The 16421-nt window shown below is 69.6% G+C and carries 15 protein-coding genes; 12 read left to right on the forward strand and 3 right to left on the reverse strand.

The window, feature by feature from the left end:
• Window positions 1-5 precede the first annotated feature (5 nt).
• From Adu01nite_RS42770 to Adu01nite_RS42800, 7 genes are all read left to right on the forward strand, one after another.
• The gene (locus Adu01nite_RS42770) at window positions 6-731 is read left to right on the forward strand and encodes a (Fe-S)-binding protein (protein WP_203735107.1); all 726 of its coding nucleotides are present in this window, start codon (window positions 6-8) and stop codon (window positions 729-731) included.
• On the forward strand, window positions 731-2158 hold the full coding sequence (locus tag Adu01nite_RS42775) for a lactate utilization protein B (RefSeq protein WP_203735108.1): 1428 nt from the start codon (window positions 731-733) through the stop codon (window positions 2156-2158). Before Adu01nite_RS42770 ends, Adu01nite_RS42775 begins: the two co-directional genes overlap by 1 nt.
• Window positions 2155-2754 (forward strand): LutC/YkgG family protein, encoded by a 600-nt coding sequence (locus tag Adu01nite_RS42780; protein ID WP_203735109.1) that lies wholly within the window; start codon window positions 2155-2157, stop codon window positions 2752-2754. Before Adu01nite_RS42775 ends, Adu01nite_RS42780 begins: the two co-directional genes overlap by 4 nt.
• Window positions 2755-2765: 11 nt before the next feature.
• Window positions 2766-3968 (forward strand): MFS transporter, encoded by a 1203-nt coding sequence (locus Adu01nite_RS42785; protein WP_239133146.1) that lies wholly within the window; start codon window positions 2766-2768, stop codon window positions 3966-3968.
• A gap of 98 nt (window positions 3969-4066) precedes the next feature.
• On the forward strand, window positions 4067-5404 hold the full coding sequence (locus tag Adu01nite_RS42790; protein WP_203735110.1) for a M14 family zinc carboxypeptidase: 1338 nt from the start codon (window positions 4067-4069) through the stop codon (window positions 5402-5404).
• Between the two features lie 45 nt (window positions 5405-5449).
• On the forward strand, window positions 5450-6592 hold the full coding sequence (locus Adu01nite_RS42795; RefSeq protein WP_203735111.1) for an NHL repeat-containing protein: 1143 nt from the start codon (window positions 5450-5452) through the stop codon (window positions 6590-6592).
• On the forward strand, window positions 6592-7320 hold the full coding sequence (locus Adu01nite_RS42800; RefSeq protein WP_203735112.1) for a LamG domain-containing protein: 729 nt from the start codon (window positions 6592-6594) through the stop codon (window positions 7318-7320). The genes Adu01nite_RS42795 and Adu01nite_RS42800 overlap by 1 nt, the downstream gene beginning before the upstream one ends.
• Window positions 7321-7328: 8 nt before the next feature.
• Here Adu01nite_RS42800 and Adu01nite_RS42805 read toward each other — a convergent pair whose 3' ends face one another.
• Window positions 7329-7886, reverse strand: a complete 558-nt coding sequence (locus Adu01nite_RS42805; protein WP_203735113.1) for a DUF1707 SHOCT-like domain-containing protein — start codon at window positions 7884-7886, stop codon at window positions 7329-7331.
• A 112-nt stretch (window positions 7887-7998) separates the two neighbouring features.
• On the opposite strand from Adu01nite_RS42805, the gene nhaA reads away from it, so the two are divergent.
• The 5 genes from nhaA to Adu01nite_RS42830 all read left to right on the forward strand — a co-directional run bounded on the left by nhaA (window position 7999) and on the right by Adu01nite_RS42830 (window position 13215).
• A complete protein-coding gene (gene nhaA, locus Adu01nite_RS42810) occupies window positions 7999-9123 on the forward strand; it encodes a Na+/H+ antiporter NhaA (protein WP_275414772.1) in 1125 nt (374 codons plus the stop codon).
• Between the two features lie 199 nt (window positions 9124-9322).
• Window positions 9323-10414, forward strand: a complete 1092-nt coding sequence (locus Adu01nite_RS42815; RefSeq protein ID WP_203735114.1) for a hypothetical protein — start codon at window positions 9323-9325, stop codon at window positions 10412-10414.
• A 37-nt stretch (window positions 10415-10451) separates the two neighbouring features.
• The gene (locus Adu01nite_RS42820; protein ID WP_203735115.1) at window positions 10452-11240 is read left to right on the forward strand and encodes a hypothetical protein; all 789 of its coding nucleotides are present in this window, start codon (window positions 10452-10454) and stop codon (window positions 11238-11240) included.
• A 114-nt stretch (window positions 11241-11354) separates the two neighbouring features.
• Window positions 11355-12101 (forward strand): GGDEF domain-containing protein, encoded by a 747-nt coding sequence (locus Adu01nite_RS42825; protein ID WP_203735116.1) that lies wholly within the window; start codon window positions 11355-11357, stop codon window positions 12099-12101.
• Complete coding sequence (locus Adu01nite_RS42830) at window positions 12088-13215, forward strand: EAL domain-containing protein (protein WP_239133152.1); 1128 nt, start codon at window positions 12088-12090, stop codon at window positions 13213-13215. Before Adu01nite_RS42825 ends, Adu01nite_RS42830 begins: the two co-directional genes overlap by 14 nt.
• A gap of 74 nt (window positions 13216-13289) precedes the next feature.
• On the opposite strand, the gene Adu01nite_RS42835 is transcribed toward Adu01nite_RS42830, so the two are convergent.
• Both Adu01nite_RS42835 and ahcY read right to left on the reverse strand, forming a co-directional pair.
• Complete coding sequence (locus tag Adu01nite_RS42835; protein WP_203735118.1) at window positions 13290-14912, reverse strand: Na+/H+ antiporter; 1623 nt, start codon at window positions 14910-14912, stop codon at window positions 13290-13292.
• Between the two features lie 50 nt (window positions 14913-14962).
• A complete protein-coding gene (gene ahcY, locus Adu01nite_RS42840; protein WP_203735119.1) occupies window positions 14963-16417 on the reverse strand; it encodes an adenosylhomocysteinase in 1455 nt (484 codons plus the stop codon).
• Window positions 16418-16421: the final 4 nt, after the last annotated feature.

The raw sequence follows: 16421 nt of genomic DNA on the forward strand, positions 1-16421 counted from the left end.
GAGCGATGCGGATCGCGTTGTTCGTGACCTGCCTGGCGGACACCATGTTCCCGGCCGCCGCCAAAGCGACCGTGCTGCTGCTGGAGCGGCTCGGCCACGAGGTCGTGTTCCCGCAGGAGCAGACGTGCTGCGGCCAGATGCACATCAACACCGGCTACCAGAAGGACGCGTTGCCGCTGGTCCGGCGACATGTGCGAACCTTCGAGCCGTACGACGTGGTGGTCGCCCCGTCCGGCAGTTGCGTCGGCGCGGTGCGTCACCAGCACGCGATGGTGGCGGCCGGCGACCCCGGGCTCGCGGCGCGGGCGACCGAGGTCGCCGCCCGGACGTACGAGTTGTCCGAGCTCCTCGTCGACGTGCTCGGCGTCGAGGACGTCGGGGCGTACTACCCGCATCGCGTCACCTATCACCCCACCTGCCATTCGCTGCGGGTGCTGCGGGTCGGCGACAAACCGCTGCGGCTGCTCCAGCATGTGCGCGGCCTCGACCTGGTCGAGCTCCCGGCGGCCGAGCAGTGCTGCGGGTTCGGCGGCACGTTCTCGGTGAAGAACGCCGACACGTCGACCGCGATGCTCGCCGACAAGATGCGGCACGTGCTCGACACCGGCGCCGACGTGTGCACGGCCGGCGACGCGTCCTGCCTCATGCACATCGGCGGCGGCCTGTCCCGGCTGCGCACCGGCGTGCGGACCGTGCACCTCGCCGAGATCCTGGCATCGACGGAGGCCTGATGAGCACATTCCTGGGAATGCCGGTCCGGGCCCCGCGCGGGGTCGGCCACCTGCGCGGCGATCAGTCGTTCCCGGCCGCCGCGAAGGAAGCGCTGGGCAACTCCCAGCTGCGCCGGAACCTGCAGCACGCGACCACCACCATTCGCGGGAAATCCGGGCGGGTCATCGCCGAATTGCCGGACTGGCAGGAGTTGCGGTCGGCCGGGTCGGCGCTGAAGGCGTACACCATGGCGAATTTGCCCTTGCTCTTGACGCAGTTGGAAGAAAAGGTGACCGCGGCCGGTGGGGTGGTGCACTGGGCGGCCGATGCGAACGAGGCCAACCAGATCGTCACCGACCTCGTCGCCAGGACCGGCGAGAAGCGGGTCATCAAGGTCAAGTCGATGGCGACCCAGGAGATCGGGCTCAACGAGGCCCTCGAAGCGGCCGGGATCGCGCCGGTCGAGACCGACCTCGCCGAGTTGATCGTGCAGCTGGGGGAGGACAAACCCAGCCACATCCTGGTGCCGGCCATTCACCGCAACCGCGCGGAGATCCGGGAGATCTTCCTGCGGGCGATGCCGGGGGTCGACCCGAAGCTGACCGATGATCCGCCGGTGCTGGCCGGGGCGGCGCGGCGCTATCTCCGGGAGATCTTCATGCGGACGAAGGTGGCGGTCTCCGGGGCCAACTTCGGGATCGCCGAGACCGGGACGCTGGCCGTGGTCGAATCGGAGGGGAACGGGCGGATGTGTCTGACCCTGCCGGACACGCTGATCACCGTGATGGGCATCGAGAAGGTGGTGCCGGCCTGGGCCGATCTCGAGGTCTTCCTGCAGCTGCTGCCGCGGGCGTCGACCGGGGAGCGGATGAACCCGTACACGTCGATGTGGACCGGGGTTACCCCCGGTGATGGGCCGCAGAATTTTCATCTGGTGCTGCTCGACAACGGGCGTACCGCGGTTCTCGCCGATGAGGTCGGCCGGCAGGCGCTGCACTGCATCCGGTGCTCGGCCTGCCTCAACGTCTGCCCGGTCTACGAACGGACCGGCGGGCATGCGTACGGCTCGGTCTATCCCGGGCCGATCGGCGCGGTGCTGTCGCCGCAGCTCACCGGGGTCGAGGACAACGCGAGCCTGCCGTACGCGTCGTCGCTCTGCGGGGCCTGCTTCGACGCCTGCCCGGTGAAGATCGACATTCCGTCGATCCTGGTGCACCTGCGCAATCAGGCGCCGCACGCGCGGACCGAGGCGGCGGTGATGGCGGCCGCGGCGTACACCATGGATCACCCTCGTCTCTACGCGTCCGCGCAGCGGGCCGCGAAGCTGGCGCGGATCGCCGGGCGGCGTGGCCGGGGGTTGCCGCCGCCGCTGAACGGCTGGTCGGCCAGCCGTGACCTGCCGTCGCCGCCGGATGAGACCTTCCGCGATTGGTGGCGAGGGCGATGAGCTCGAAAGACGTGATCCTCGACCGGATTCGCGCGGCGCTCGCGGACGGTCCCTCCGTGCCGGAGATCCCGCGGGATTATCGGCGCGGCCCGGCGGAGGCTGATCTGGACCTCTTGGTCGACCGGCTGGTCGACTACAAGGCGGTCGTGCACCGGGCCGGGACCATTCCGGATGCGATCGCGACGATCGTCTCCGGCTCCGTTGTGGTGCCGCCCGGACTGCCGCGGGAGTGGCTCCCGGTCGGGCTGGAGGTGCTGGTCGACGACGGGCTTTCGCCGGAGCGGATCGCGGCGGCCGATGGAGTGGTGACCGCGGCGGCGGTGGCGGTGGCCGAGACCGGGACCATCGTGCTCGACGCGTCCCCCGATCAGGGTCGCCGGATCATCTCGCTTCTGCCCGACCTGCACATCTGCGTGCTGCGGGCGGACCAGGTGGTCGCCTCGGTGCCGGAAGCGGTCGCCCGCCTCGACCCGACCCGGCCGCTGACCTGGATCAGCGGGCCGTCCGCGACCAGCGACATCGAGCTCAACCGGGTCGAAGGCGTGCACGGCCCGCGCAACCTGCATGTGATCCTGACCGACGGGGAGAACCACTAGGCTCGGGCGCCGTGGTCGTGGATATGGCGTGGCGCTCGGACTTCCGGCGGCGGTGGGCGGCGTACGCCGCGAGCGAGTTCGGCACCGCGCTCGGTTACTCGGCGCTGCCGATCGTCGCGGTGCTCGTACTGGACGTGTCGGACTTCCGGGTGTCGCTGCTGACCGTCCTGGCCGGCGTGGTCAGCGCGGTGGTGGCGCTGCCGCTCGGGCCGTGGATCGAGCACCACCGGAAGCTGCCGACGATGGTGGCGACCGACCTGCTGCGCTTCGCCGTGGTGCTCTCGGTGCCGGTGGCGGCCTGGTTCGGTGTCCTCGCCTACTGGCAGTTGTGCCTGGTGGCGGTGGTGGAGATGGCGGCCGGGCTGGCCTTCAGTTCGGCCGGGGTGGCGCAGCTGCGCACGATGGTGCCGGCCGAGCACCGGGCCGAGGCGAACGGCCGCTTCGAGACCACGCTGTGGACGGCGAACGCGGTCGGCCCGCCGGTCGGCGGCGTACTGATCTCCTGGCTGGGCGCCACCGTCACGATGGTGCTCGACGCGGTCAGCTTCCTGGTCTCCGCGCTGACTCTCCGCGGTTTGAAGAACCCGGAGCCCGCGCCGCCGGTCCGCAACGCCGAACACCACTGGTTGCGCGATCTCACCGAGGGCTGGCGGTTCATCTTCCGGCATCGCGGCCTGACCGCGCTGTTCTGGAACTCGATGATCTTCGGCGGCTGCCTGATGGCCATGGTCCCTTTGTTGACCGTCTTCGTGCTGCGTGACCTGGGCTTCTCGGCGTGGCAGTACGGCCTGATCACCGGAGTGTCCAGTGTGGCCGGCATCGCCGGTTCGATGCTGGTCAAGCCGCTTCGCCGGCGGATCGGCGAACACCGGACCCTGCTGTTCGGCGGGGTCGGCCGCAACCTCTGGGTAATTCTCGTCCCGCTCGCCCCGGCCAACGCGGTCGGGCTGGTCATGCTGACCGTCTCGGAGTTCCTGCTGGTGCTGTTCGCGGGCATGTTCAGCCCGACGTTCGCGACCTACCGGATGAACGCCACCGACGACGCCCACATGTCCCGGGTGGTGCTGGCCTGGTCGATCACCAACAAGGTGGTCCAGCCGGCCTGCATCGCCGCGGCCGGTGCGCTCGCCGCCGTGACCAGCGCGAGGACCGCCCTGATCGTGGTCGCCGCCGTGCTGCTGAGCGGCATCGCCTTCCTGCCGTGGCGACGTTAGGTCCCTTTTGGGATGGTGACTTCCTCGATTAAATCGATGATCGTGGATGGTTAACGGCTCGGCGCGTAGTGACGCCGGCCCCCACGATCGAGGTACCGATGACCAGGATCTCGCGTCTCCGGCGGCTGATCGTCGCCGGTGCGGCCGTACTGCTCGGGCTCACGATGCCCGGCAGCGCCACCGCGGCCGTCCCGAGCACGACCGAGTTGGCCTACTACGACGTCACCTCGGCGGCCACCACCACCGGTGGGCTGGCCGCCGACCTCAACCGGCGCGGCTACGACGTGCTGGAAGGGTCGATGACCAACGGCGTACCCATCCTGGCCTCCGCATCCGACGCCCAGCGGCTGCGGCGCGGTGGCCTGACGGTTCGCTATGCCGGGCCGTTGTATCAGCCGGTGCCGGCGTCGTTCGTGGCGGCCGCCGACACCTACTACGGCGGCTATCACACCGCGGCCGGGCACGAGACCCACAACGCCGCGGTCGTCGCCGCCCACCCCGACCTGGCCGTGCTGCGGACCATCGGCTCGTCGTGGCTGAAGACCCAGGGCAGTGGCGGCCACAGCATCCAGGCGCTCTGCATCACCAAGATCGCGTCCGGTGACTGTGCGCTGAACACCAGCGGCTCGAAGCCGAAGTTCACCCTGATGGCCCAGATGCACGCGCGGGAGCTCGCCACCGGCGAGCTCGCCTACAAGTGGATCGATTACCTGGTCAGCAACTACGGCACCACCGCCGCCGTGACCAACCTGATGAACACCACCGAGCTGTGGATCATCCCGATCGCCAACCCGGACGGTGTCGACATCGTCTCGTCGAACTCCACCAGCCCGGTCTCCCAGCGCAAGAACGCGCACACCAACGGCTGTTCCGGCACCGGCAAGGGCGTCGACCTCAACCGCAACTCGAGCTACCACTGGGACGTCAACCAGGGCACCAAGTGCAGCGAGACCTACCCCGGCGCCGGCGCGGCCAGCGAGCCGGAGACCCAGGGCATCCAGGGCTTCCTCTCGCAGATCTACCGCGACACCAAGCCCGCCGCCGATTTCTCGGCGGCCACTACCGCCACCACCGGGACGTTCCTCACCCTGCACAGCTACGCCGAGCTCAACATTTATCCGTACGGGTGGACAAACACGATCGCGCCGAACAACACCGACCTCAAGACGATCGCCACCGCGATGGGTAAGTCCAACGGGTACGACGTCGTGCACGGCGACGGCGGCCTGAACTACTTCGCGCCCGGCGCGACCGACGACTGGATCTACGGCACGCTGGGCGTTCCCGGCTACACGATCGAGGTCGGCCCCAGCTCCTCCAGCTGCAGCGGCTTCTTCCCGAAGTACACCTGCATGACGTCGTTCTGGAACCTCAACCTGCCCGCGTTCATGAGCCTGGCGACCGCGGCGGCGCGCCCCTACCCGACCGGAAGCTGACATCGCGGCACGCATCCTCGGACCGGGGATGTGCGTTAGCCCGGCGTGCGTATCTCAAAGCATGTGCGCCGGGCCGCCCTCGGCGGCGCGGTGGCCCTCGCGGCCTGCGCCGTCGCGCAGCCCGCCGCGGCCGCCGTCGGCCAGACCGCCCGGATGACGCCCTCCTTCAACGGCTCGGTGTACGCGATCGCCTACCGTGGCAACACGGTCTACGTGGGCGGATCCTTCACCAGCACCACCCTCGGCGGCCGGACCGTCACGCGGAACCGGCTCGCCGCCTTCGACGCGACCACCGGCAGCCTGCGTGACTGGGCCCCCCGCGCCGACGGCGACGTCCGGGCGCTCGCCGTGTCCGGCTCCTCCGTCTACGCGGCCGGCGAGTTCACCGAGGTCTCCGGCCAGTCCCGCGACTCGCTGGCCCGGCTCGACGCCGCCAGCGGCGCGGTCAACTCCTTTCAGCACGGCATCGAGGGCAGCCCGCGGGCTCTCGCGGTCGGCAACGGCCGGCTCTACCTGGCCGGCGCGATCAGCCGGGTGGACCAGCAGGATCGGCGGCGGCTGGCCGCGTTCTCGCTGGACACCGGTGAACTCGACGACGACTGGACGCCCAGCGCGGACAACACCGTCTACTCGCTCGCCTACCGGGACTCCAAGGTCTACCTGGGTGGCAGCTTCCACCGGGCCGACGACGCCCGTTCGACGCTGCGCCTGGCCGCCGTCGACGCCACCTCCGGCGACCTCGACGAGGACTTCCGGCCGTCGCCGCCATCGGTCGTCTACTCGATCGCGGTCGACGACAACGGGGTGTACGCGGCGATGGGCGGACCGGGTGGCCGGGCCGCCGCGTTCAGCAACTCCGGCAGCACCCGCTGGACCCGGGTCTTCGACGGCGACGCCCAGGCGATCACGGTCCTGGACGGCACCGCCTATGTCGGCGGGCACTTCGACCGGGCCTGCACCAGCGACGCCACCGGCGCGCACGGCACCTGCAGGCAGGGTTCGGTGTCCCGGGTCAAGCTGGCCGCGGTGCGCAGCGACGGCACGCTTGCCGACTGGGCGCCACAGGCCAACGGCATCAGCGGCGTACGCACCCTCGCGGTCGACCGGGAACACGGAACGGTCGCGGCCGGCGGTGACTTCACCACGATCGGCGGCCGCTCCCAGAAGCGGTTCGTGTCGTTCGGCTGATGCGCCGCGTCTTCTTGTTCGGGGTGGCGCTGGCGGTCGTCGGGATCACCGGCCCGTCGGCCGGCGCCATTACCGTCCCCCCGCCCTCGGTCACACCTGTCCCTGACGTCGTCCGCTACAACTTCGACGGCACCGCTCCGCTGGCCGACGTCACCGGGCATGGGCACGACCTGAGCCCGGTGGCCCGGTACGGCGGCTCGCTCACCACGGTCGCGCATGCCGGCGGCAACGCCCTGGCCTTCCCCGAGCCCTGCCACGACGAGCCGTGCCCGCGGATCGCGCTGCGCACCGTGACCTCGACCGACCTGAACCCCGGCCGGCGCAACCTCCGATATGGAGCGTCGGTGCTGCTGGCCCCGGACGAGACCACCAAGGGCGAGAACGTGCTGCAGAAGGGCTATTCGGCCCGGGGCAGCCAGTACAAGCTGCAGATCGACGGAGTCGCCGGTCATCCCAGCTGTGTGCTGGTCGACGACCGCCGACCGGAGATCAACTTCGCGATGAGCCCGGTCAGCGTGGCGGACGGCCAATGGCACACCCTGGAGTGCCGGCGGGTCGGCCCGACGCTGACCATCCTGGTCGACGGGCAGCCCGAGAGCCGCACGCCGATCCCGGCCGGCCTGTCGATCAGCAATCGCATCCCGCTGAGCGTCGGCGGCAAGGGCTCGTTCACCGACAACGACCAGTTCCAGGGGGTGTTGGACGAGGTTTGGGTGCAGATTCAGTGAACCGCTTTTCAGTGCGGCAATGACCGCTTGCTGATCACCTGCACCTGGCCGAACCAGGTGGCGATGTCGACCCGGACCTCGGGTGTGCCCGGCACCCGGGGCAGCGGCGCCAGCCGCAGGTCATGGCTGGAGAAGACGACCGCGCCGGTCAGGTCGACCTCGACCCCCTCCGGGACGATGATCGTGATCTGACCGAACAGGCACAGCCCACCGATCTCGATGGTGCGTTCGCTGGTCAGCACCTCACGCAGATCGAGCTCGGTGGCCCCGAAGAACGTGCGCAGCCACAGCCGCGACGACCGTAGCCGCCACCGCCCGCGCCGCTTGCTCTCGCTGAAGATCGTGGTGACGCTGTCGATCGACTGCGCCGACCCGACGATCGGCGTGACCGCCATGCCGGCCGTCGCCTTCTCCAGCTCCTGCCCCGTCTCGGCGGCCCACACCGCCCCGACCCGCACGCTGAACTCCTCGAGCGTCAGCCGCCCGTCGCCACAGGCGCGTTGCAGCAGCTCGGCCGCGCGCTCACGCTCATTGTCGGACGGCGGCAGCGGTACGGGTGTGGTCACGGCGCCGACCCTAGCTCTTTCCGCCTTGTCGCGCCGCCCCCGGGCTAGGCTTCATGGAGGTGTGCCGGGAAGCCTGGTCGGCGTCCATTCGCCGACCGCTGGAGGTTGTGTTTTGCCCCGGTTCACCCGCATCCTGCGCTCCGAGACGACCGGCGGCCTGCTCATGCTCGGCGCCACGGTGCTCGCCCTGATCTGGGCCAACTCGCCCTGGTCGGCAAGCTACCGGCACCTCTCCGGGACGCACGCCGCCGGCCTCACCCTCGCCGAGTGGTCCGCCGACGGCCTGCTGGCGATCTTCTTCTTCGTGGCCGGCCTCGAACTCAAGCGCGAGCTGGTGCTCGGCGACCTGCGCGACCCACGGCGGGCCGCGCTGCCGGTGGCGGCCGCGATCGGCGGCATGATCGTCCCCGCGCTGATCTTCTCGGCGATCAACGCCGGCGGCGCCCTCCGCGGTTGGGCCATCCCGACCGCCACCGACATCGCCTTCGCCCTGGCCGTCCTGGCCGTCATCGGCAAGAACCTGCCACCGGCCCTGCGCACCTTCCTGCTCACCCTGGCCGTGGTCGACGACCTGCTGGCGATCCTGATCATCGCGGTCTTCTACGCCTCGGCGCTGACCATCCTGCCGCTGCTGCTCACCCTGTTCCCGCTGGCCGGCTTCGGCCTGGCCGTGCAGCGCCGGGTCCGCGCGTGGTGGATCCTGCTGCCGCTGGCCGCGCTGACCTGGGCCCTGATGCACGCCTCCGGGGTGCACGCGACGGTCGCCGGGGTGCTGCTCGCGTTCACGGTGCCGGCCGACCTGGCCGAGCGTTTCGAGCACCGATGGCGCCCCCTGTCGTCGGGCGTGGCGGTGCCGGTGTTCGCCTTCTTCGCGGCCGGTGTCACAGTCGCCGGCGGCCTCGGTTCTTCCCTGGGCGACACCGTCACGATCGGCGTGATCGCCGGCCTGGTGGCCGGCAAGACCATCGGCATAGCCGGCACCACATGGTTGGCCCAGCGCTTCACCCGAGCCGGCCCGGCCGGCTGGGACCTCCTGGGCCTTGCTTTGCTCGGCGGCATCGGCTTCACGGTGTCGATGCTGATCGGCGAGCTGGCCTACGGCCCCGGCACCCCCGGAGACCAGCACGCCAAGCTGGGCGTCCTGCTGGGCTCCCTGCTCGCCGCCGTGTTGGCCACCATCGTCCTACGGCTCCGCGACCGCCACTACCGCAGCCTCCCCACCAGCAAGTTTTTCTAGATCCCGGGGTTTTACCGTCGCGGTAAAACTGCGTTTCCAGGCAAACTGCTGCGTCGCGTGAGCAGGCTCTCTTTTTGCTCATTGGTCCGTCGCATGTAAAGTTGCCGCATGACTAGGTCGCCACGTAGGTCCGGCTGTTCGGGTTATTCTGGAATTCCGTTGTCAGCGGAAAACGCCAATTTCCCGAACAGGATCGCCGATGACCATGGAAGCAAGCATGCCGCGCAACGGAGCCGAGCTGCTCCGTCGAGCCGTGGACGCCCTCCTGGCTCGACTCCCCGCAAGCTGGTCGCTACGACCGGCTCCGAACGGCGCGGGGGGCGACCGAGCAGTGGACGCCGTCTTTACCCTCACCGCTCCGGATGGCCAGTCGGCCGTACTTCTGTTCGAGGCAAAGAGTGTGGTGCATGGCCGGGACGTGCCGGGCATCCGCCAGAAACTGGCCACCTACAGCAGCCAGGTGGACAACGGACACGGCGTACTCGTTGCCCGTTACCTCTCACCGCAGGTGCGAGCCGGGCTTGCCGATGTTGGCGTGTCATTCGTCGACACCACCGGCAACATCCGCGTCAAGATGTCGACGCCCGGGTTCTACCTCGCCGACCGGGGGGCGGATGCAGACCCTTGGCGCGGGCCGGGGAGGCCGCGCGGGACGCTCAAGGGCGCACCGGCCGCGAACATCGTGCGGGCAGTCGCCGACATCTCGCGCGACTGGACCATTCGCGAACTGGTCCAAGTCGCGCAAGTTTCAGCGGGGACCGGCTATCGCGTCATCGACTTCCTGGAGCTGGAGGGGCTCGCCACCCGCGAGGAGCGGGGGAAGATAGCCGTTCCGAGCTGGGAAAAGGTCCTGCGCAGATGGAGCGAGGACTACAGCTTCACCGGTGACGGCCGCGTCACCAGGTGGATCGCTCCGCGCGGTCTCGATGACCTGATGAAGCGCGTCGCTCGGACCGAGTCGGTGAACTATGCGATCACCGGCACCATCGCCGCCGCCGAATGGGCCGAGTACGCGCCGGCCAGGTCGGCGGCGATCTATACCGCGAACGCCGAGCGGGCCGCGGCCGACTGGGCGCTCCGGCCTGCTGACGCCGGGGCCAATGTGCTGCTGGTCGAACCCGACACCGACGTTCCGTTCGTCCGAACTATTACCAACTCCGCCGGCCTTCGGCTTGCGGCCCCCTCGCAAGTCGTCGTGGATCTGATGACCGGCCCTGGCCGCAACCCGCAGGAGGCGGAAGAACTCATGGAATGGATGAAAACCAATGAACGGTCCTGGCGGACTGGGTAATTCTTCCGCAGACCTGCTGGTCAGATCGCGGTCGGCGATGCTGGACGCGCTGGAGGCCCTGGCGGACCACCGTCGCGCGGTCGTCGTCATCGGCGCGCAAGCGGTGTACCTGCGGACCGGTAGTGCTCCGGTGGCTCTCGCCGAAGCAACCAAGGACAGCGACCTGGCGATCGACCCCCGAACACTGAGGGACGATCCGCGGGTCGAGGCGGCCATGAGGGCCGCCGGCTTCCTCCCGGACCCGCGACACGGGCAACCCGGATCGTGGGTCAACGCCGACGGTATTCCGGTGGATCTGATGGTTCCCGAAACGCTTGCCGGGGTCGGCGGTCCTACGACACGAGGCGCGCGCCTGCCACCGCACGACCGTCGCGCCATGCGCCGGGCCCGTGGCCTGGAAGCGACCCTGGTGGACAGCACGGTGGAGACTGTCAACGCCCTGAATCCGGCCGACCCGCGCGTCTACGAGGCCCGAGTTGCCGGGCCAGCCGCTCTTCTGGTGGCGAAGACCTTCAAGATCGCCGACCGGATCGACACCCCCCGGCGTCTCGTGGACAAGGATGCGCACGACATGTACCGCATCCTCATCGCCAAGGAGACCGAACCGCTGGCTGACGGGTTTCGTCGGCTCCTCGCCGATGGGGTCAGCGCGGCGACGACGGCCCACGCTCTCGACGAGATGGAAGTCCTGATGGCGTCCGGCCCGCAGGCCACGATTCCGGTGATGGCCGGGCGGGCCGAAGCGGGGCTCGGCGATCCGGAGACGGTCGCGCTGTCGACGGCGCTGCTGACTCGGGACCTGCTCACCGCGCTGAAACGCAGCTGATCGGGAACTTTTTCTCAACCGAATGGCAACCGAGACGATAGAGCGGCCGTGTGGGGACGCGGAGGTGGGCGGCGGGCGGCGCAGTCGGGGTCTCGGCTGTTTGCGACGTATCTCGTGGCCAGTCTGCTGCCGCTCGGGGCTCTCGCCACGGTGCTGCTCAGCGGGGTGCATGAGGACGCCGCCAAGCAGGGGCAGGATCAAGGGGTCGCGCAGGCGGCGGTGATCGCCGAGATGGCGGTCGCGCCGGCGCTGGACGAGGCCGACCTGGCCCGCGGGCTGACCGAAGGGCAGCGGGAATCGCTGGCCAAGGCGACCGACCTGGCGCTCTACCACGGCTCGGTGCTGCGGATGCGGCTGCGTAACTTCGCCGGCCAAGTTGTCTACTCCGACGACGGGTCCACCTCGGGTGGGGTGCCGATCTCCGATCCGGCGTTCCGGTCGGCCACCGTCGGGTCGGCGGCGGCCACCCTGGTGGCGGACGCCTCGGCCGACGGCGGGCAGATCATCCGGGTGTTGCAGCCGGTGTTCGCGCGGGCATCCGGCGAGGCGATCGGGGTGCTCGAGCTCTACCTGCCGTACGACAAGATCGACCAGCGGCTGCACGAGCAGATGGCGGTCACCTATTGGCGGCTCGGTGGTGGTCTGGGTGTGCTGTATCTGGCGCTCGGCCTGATCTCCTGGTCGACCACCCGGTCGCTGCGGCGATACGCGGCGCGCCAGGAGCACGAGGCCCTGCACGACGCGTTGACCGGGCTGCCGAACCGGGAAGCGTTCCGGCAGCGGGCCACGGCCGCAGGACACCGCGGCCCGGCTGGGCGGGGACGAATTCGCGCTGATCCTGCCGGGGCTGGATGCCGATGAGGTACGCCTTCTGCTCGAGTCCCTGCGGTCCGTGCTGACCGGCGAGATGGTCCTGGACGGCGTGCCGCTGACGATCGAGGCGAGCTTCGGCATCGCGCTCTACCCGGAGCACGGCGACGACGTCGAGGAGTTGCTCCGGCACGCCGACGCGGCCATGTACCAGGGCAAGCGCGGCACCGCCGACATCGTCGTCTACACCGGTGAGCGGACCACCCACCCGACCCAGTGGCTGGTGGTGCAGGCCGAGTTGCGGCACGCCCTGGAGCGCGACGAGCTGGTGCTGTTCTACCAGCCGAAGGTGCGCCTGGCCGACGGCTCGATCTGCGGGGTGGAGGCGCTGGTGCGCTGGCAGCACCCGGAGCGCGGCCTGCTCCCGCCGTCGGAGTTCCTGCCGGCCGCCGAGCAGTCCGGCCTGATCGAGCCGCTGACCGCGTGGGTGCTGCGCCGGGCGCTGGCCGACCAGGCGGCCTGGACGTCGGTGGGCCGGGACTGGACGGTGTCGGTGAACGTGTCGGCCCGCAACCTGGAGGCCGCCCTGGACAAGGTCGCCGACGGCACCTACGACGGGGTGTTGTCGGCGATGACCGACACGGTGGACCGGGAGAAGAAGGCCGACTTCGTCGACTACTTCTCGGCCGGCACGTCGATCATCGTGCAGCGGGGTAATCCGCGCACCGTCGCCGACCTGTCCGACCTGTGCGGCAACGTGGTGGCGATCGAGAAGGGCACGATCCAGGCCGAGTTGCTGCACCGGTCGCAGAGCAACTGCGCCGGTCGTCCGATGAAGATCAACGAATACTCGACGAACGCGGACGCGTTGCTGCAGCTGCGGACCGGGCGGGCGGTCGCGGTGCTGAACGACTTCCCGCCGGCCAGCTATCTGGCCACCGACAGCCGGACCAGCAACTACTACCAGCTGGCGTCGGCCACGCAGTACGAGACGGGTCTGATCGGCATCCCGTTCGCGAAGAACAACAGTCAGCTTCGCGACGCGGTGAAGGGCGCGCTGGACCGGGTGATCAGCGCCGGGGCGTACGCCGACCTGCTGCAACGCTGGGGCTTGAGCAGTGGCGCGGTCAAGGCCGCATCGATCAACGGCGCCGCCCAGGATTGACGCTGCACGCGTGGGTAGTCAGGGTGATCCGACCGCGCGGGCCCGCTCGGCCCACGGCGGCGCACCATCCCGGGCTAGGACCGCTCGGCCAGCCGTTCCTCGTGGTCGAGCTCGCGCTCCAGCACCCGCAAGCCCTCGTCGGTGAGGTTGCCGGCGTCCCGCCACCGGAGCAGTTCCTCGCGCTGCGCGTCGATCACCTCGCGCCGCACCACGAGCGCCGCTTCGTACGAGGGGGACACCGGCACCTCGTCCGACTCGGACGCCTCGATCAGGTCGAGCCGCCGGCGGTACCGCTCGAGCCGGATCGTCAGCTGCTTGCGCATGCTCTCGATGGCCTTGTCCTCGATGTGGTCGTGCTCCTCCTGCTTGATCTCGTCGAGCCGGTCGATCGCGGCCTGCACCGCCGCCGACCGGGCCTCGTTGCGCTCCCGGGCCAGGTCGGCCTTGTTGGCCCGCAGACCGAGCCAGCGGACCAGCGGTGCGAAGGTGAGCCCCTGGCCGAGCAGGGTGACCAGCACGACCACGAAGGCGCAGAACTGCAACAGGTCGCGGTCCGGCACCGTCTCGTGCAGCGTGAAGATCGCCGCGAGGGAGATGACGCCACGGGTGCCGGCCCAGCTGAGCGCCACCACCTCGCGCTTGTCGAGCGCCTTCTCCTCCCGCCCGTCGGGTGAGCCGCCGAGCCGGGCATGCATCCGGCTGGGCAGCAGCTGGGTGAGCACCAGCCAGAGCGGGCGCAGGAGCAGGACGGCACCGACCGAGACGGTCACCGCGATGACGATGGTGCTGGTCTCGTACTCGTGCAGGTGATCCACGACTTCCGGCAGCTGCTGACCGATGAGCAGGAAGACGAAGCCTTCCAGGACGAAGTCGACCAGCCGCCAGACCGCGCTGGTCTGCAGGCGGCTCGCACCGGTGGAGTGCCGGGGCGCGTTGTGCCCGATGATCAGGCCGGCCACCACCACGGCCAGCACGCCGGAGACGTGCACGCTCTCGGCGAGCAGGTAGGCCGCGAACGGGGTGGCCAACGAGATCGCGTTGGCACTGATCGGGTCCTCGCGCAGCGTTCGGAGCAGTCGCACCGCGTAGGCGACGACCACACCGGCCACCACACCGCCGGTCGCCGACATCAGGAACCGGCCGACCGCGACCGGGAAGGAGAACCCGACACCGTCCACCGAATCGATGGCGACGGCCAGGATGGTCAGCGCGGTCGCGTCGTTGAGCAGGCCCTCGCCCTGGATCAGGGTGATCATGTTGCCGGGCAGGCCGGCCCGGCGCCCGACGGCGAGTGCGGCCACCGGGTCGGGTGGGGCGATCGCGGCGCCCAGCGCCACGCCGGCGGCCAGCGTTGCCCCGGCCACCCAGAGGTGGAAACCGACGCCGACGAGCATCGCGGTGGCCAGCACCAGTAGCACCGAGAGGCTGATGACGATGCGCAGGTTGTGGCGGATGTCGAGCAGTGAGGAGTCCAGCGCCGCGTTGTAGAGCAGCGGCGGGATCACCAGGGTGAGGATCAACTCCGGGTTGAGCGGAATGTTCTCCCCGGGCAGGAAGGCATAGACGATGCCGACGATGGTGAGCAGGGCGGCCGAGGGAAGCCCGGTCCGGCGGGAAACCCACCGGGTCGCCACGATGACGGCCACGGTTATCAGGACATAGAGCAGGATTTCCTCGAGATGGTGCACCTGCTCCATCTTTCTATGACGGGCCGCGCCAAGCAGCGCAGCCCGTCACAAAAAGCGGATCAGTAGCGGTAGTGCTCCGGCTTGTACGGCCCCTCGACGTCGACGCCGAGGTATTCCGCCTGCTTCTTGGAGAGGGTGGTCAGCTTGACGCCGAGGGCGTCGAGGTGCAGCCGGGCCACCTTCTCGTCGAGGTGCTTCGGCAGCACGTAGACCTGCTTCTCGTACTCGCCCGGCTTGGTCCACAGCTCGATCTGAGCGATGACCTGGTTGGAGAACGAGTTCGACATGACGAACGACGGGTGGCCGGTCGCGTTGCCGAGGTTCATCAGGCGACCCTCGGAGAGCACGATGACCGAGTGCCCGTCCGGGAAGGCCCACTCGTGCACCTGCGGCTTGATCTCGATCTTCTTGACCCCGGGCACCTTGGCCAGGCCGGCCATGTCGATCTCGTCGTCGAAGTGCCCGACGTTGCCGACGATCGCGTTGTGCTTCATCCCGGCCAGGTGCTCGGCGGTGATGATGTCGGTGCCGCCGGTGGTGGTGACGAAGATGTCGACCTCACCGAGAACGTCCTCGATCCGGGCGACCTGCATGCCGTCCATCGCGGCCTGCAGCGCGCAGATCGGGTCGATCTCGGTGACCACGACGCGGGCGCCCTGGCCGCGCAGCGTCTCGGCCGCGCCCTTGCCGACGTCGCCGTAACCGCAGACGAGCGCGAGCTTGCCGCCCAGCATCACGTCGGTGGCCCGGTTGAGGCCGTCGACCAGCGAGTGCCGGATGCCGTACTTGTTGTCGAACTTGCTCTTGGTGACCGAGTCGTTCACGTTGATGGCCGGGAAGAGCAGGCCACCCTCCTTGGCCAGCTTGTAGAGCCGGGCCACACCGGTGGTGGTCTCCTCGGTGACGCCGCGGATCTCGGCGGCGATCCGGGTGAACCGCTGCGGGTCGTCGGCGAGCGAGGCGCGCAGGGTCTCGAGGATGATCGAGTACTCGTGCGAGTCGGCCTCGGTGGTCTGCGGGACCGCGCCGGCCCCCTCGAACTCGACGCCCTTGTGCACGAGCAGGGTGGCGTCGCCGCCGTCGTCCAGGATCATGTTGGGGCCGACGCCGTCGAAGTCGAACAGGCGCATGGTGGCCCACCAGTACTCGTCCAGCGTCTCGCCCTTCCAGGCGAAGACCGGGACGCCGGCCGGGGCCTCGACCGTGCCGGAGCCGACGACGACCGCGGCGGCCGCCTCGTCCTGGGTCGAGAAGATGTTGCAGGAGACCCAGCGCACCTGGGCGCCGAGCGCGACAAGCGTCTCGATCAGCACGGCGGTCTGCACGGTCATGTGCAGCGAGCCGGCGATGCGGGCGCCCTTCAGCGGCTGCGACTCGCGGAATTCCTCGCGGATCGACATCAGGCCGGGCATTTCGTACTCGGCGAGGCGGAGCTGATGGCGGCCGGCCTCGGCCAGCGTGAGGTCGGCCACGGCGAACTCAAGACCGCCGACAACCTGCAGTTTTTCGGACACGAAG

The sequence above is a fragment of the Paractinoplanes durhamensis genome, from assembly GCF_016862175.1.
Lineage (GTDB): Bacteria > Actinomycetota > Actinomycetes > Mycobacteriales > Micromonosporaceae > Actinoplanes > Actinoplanes durhamensis.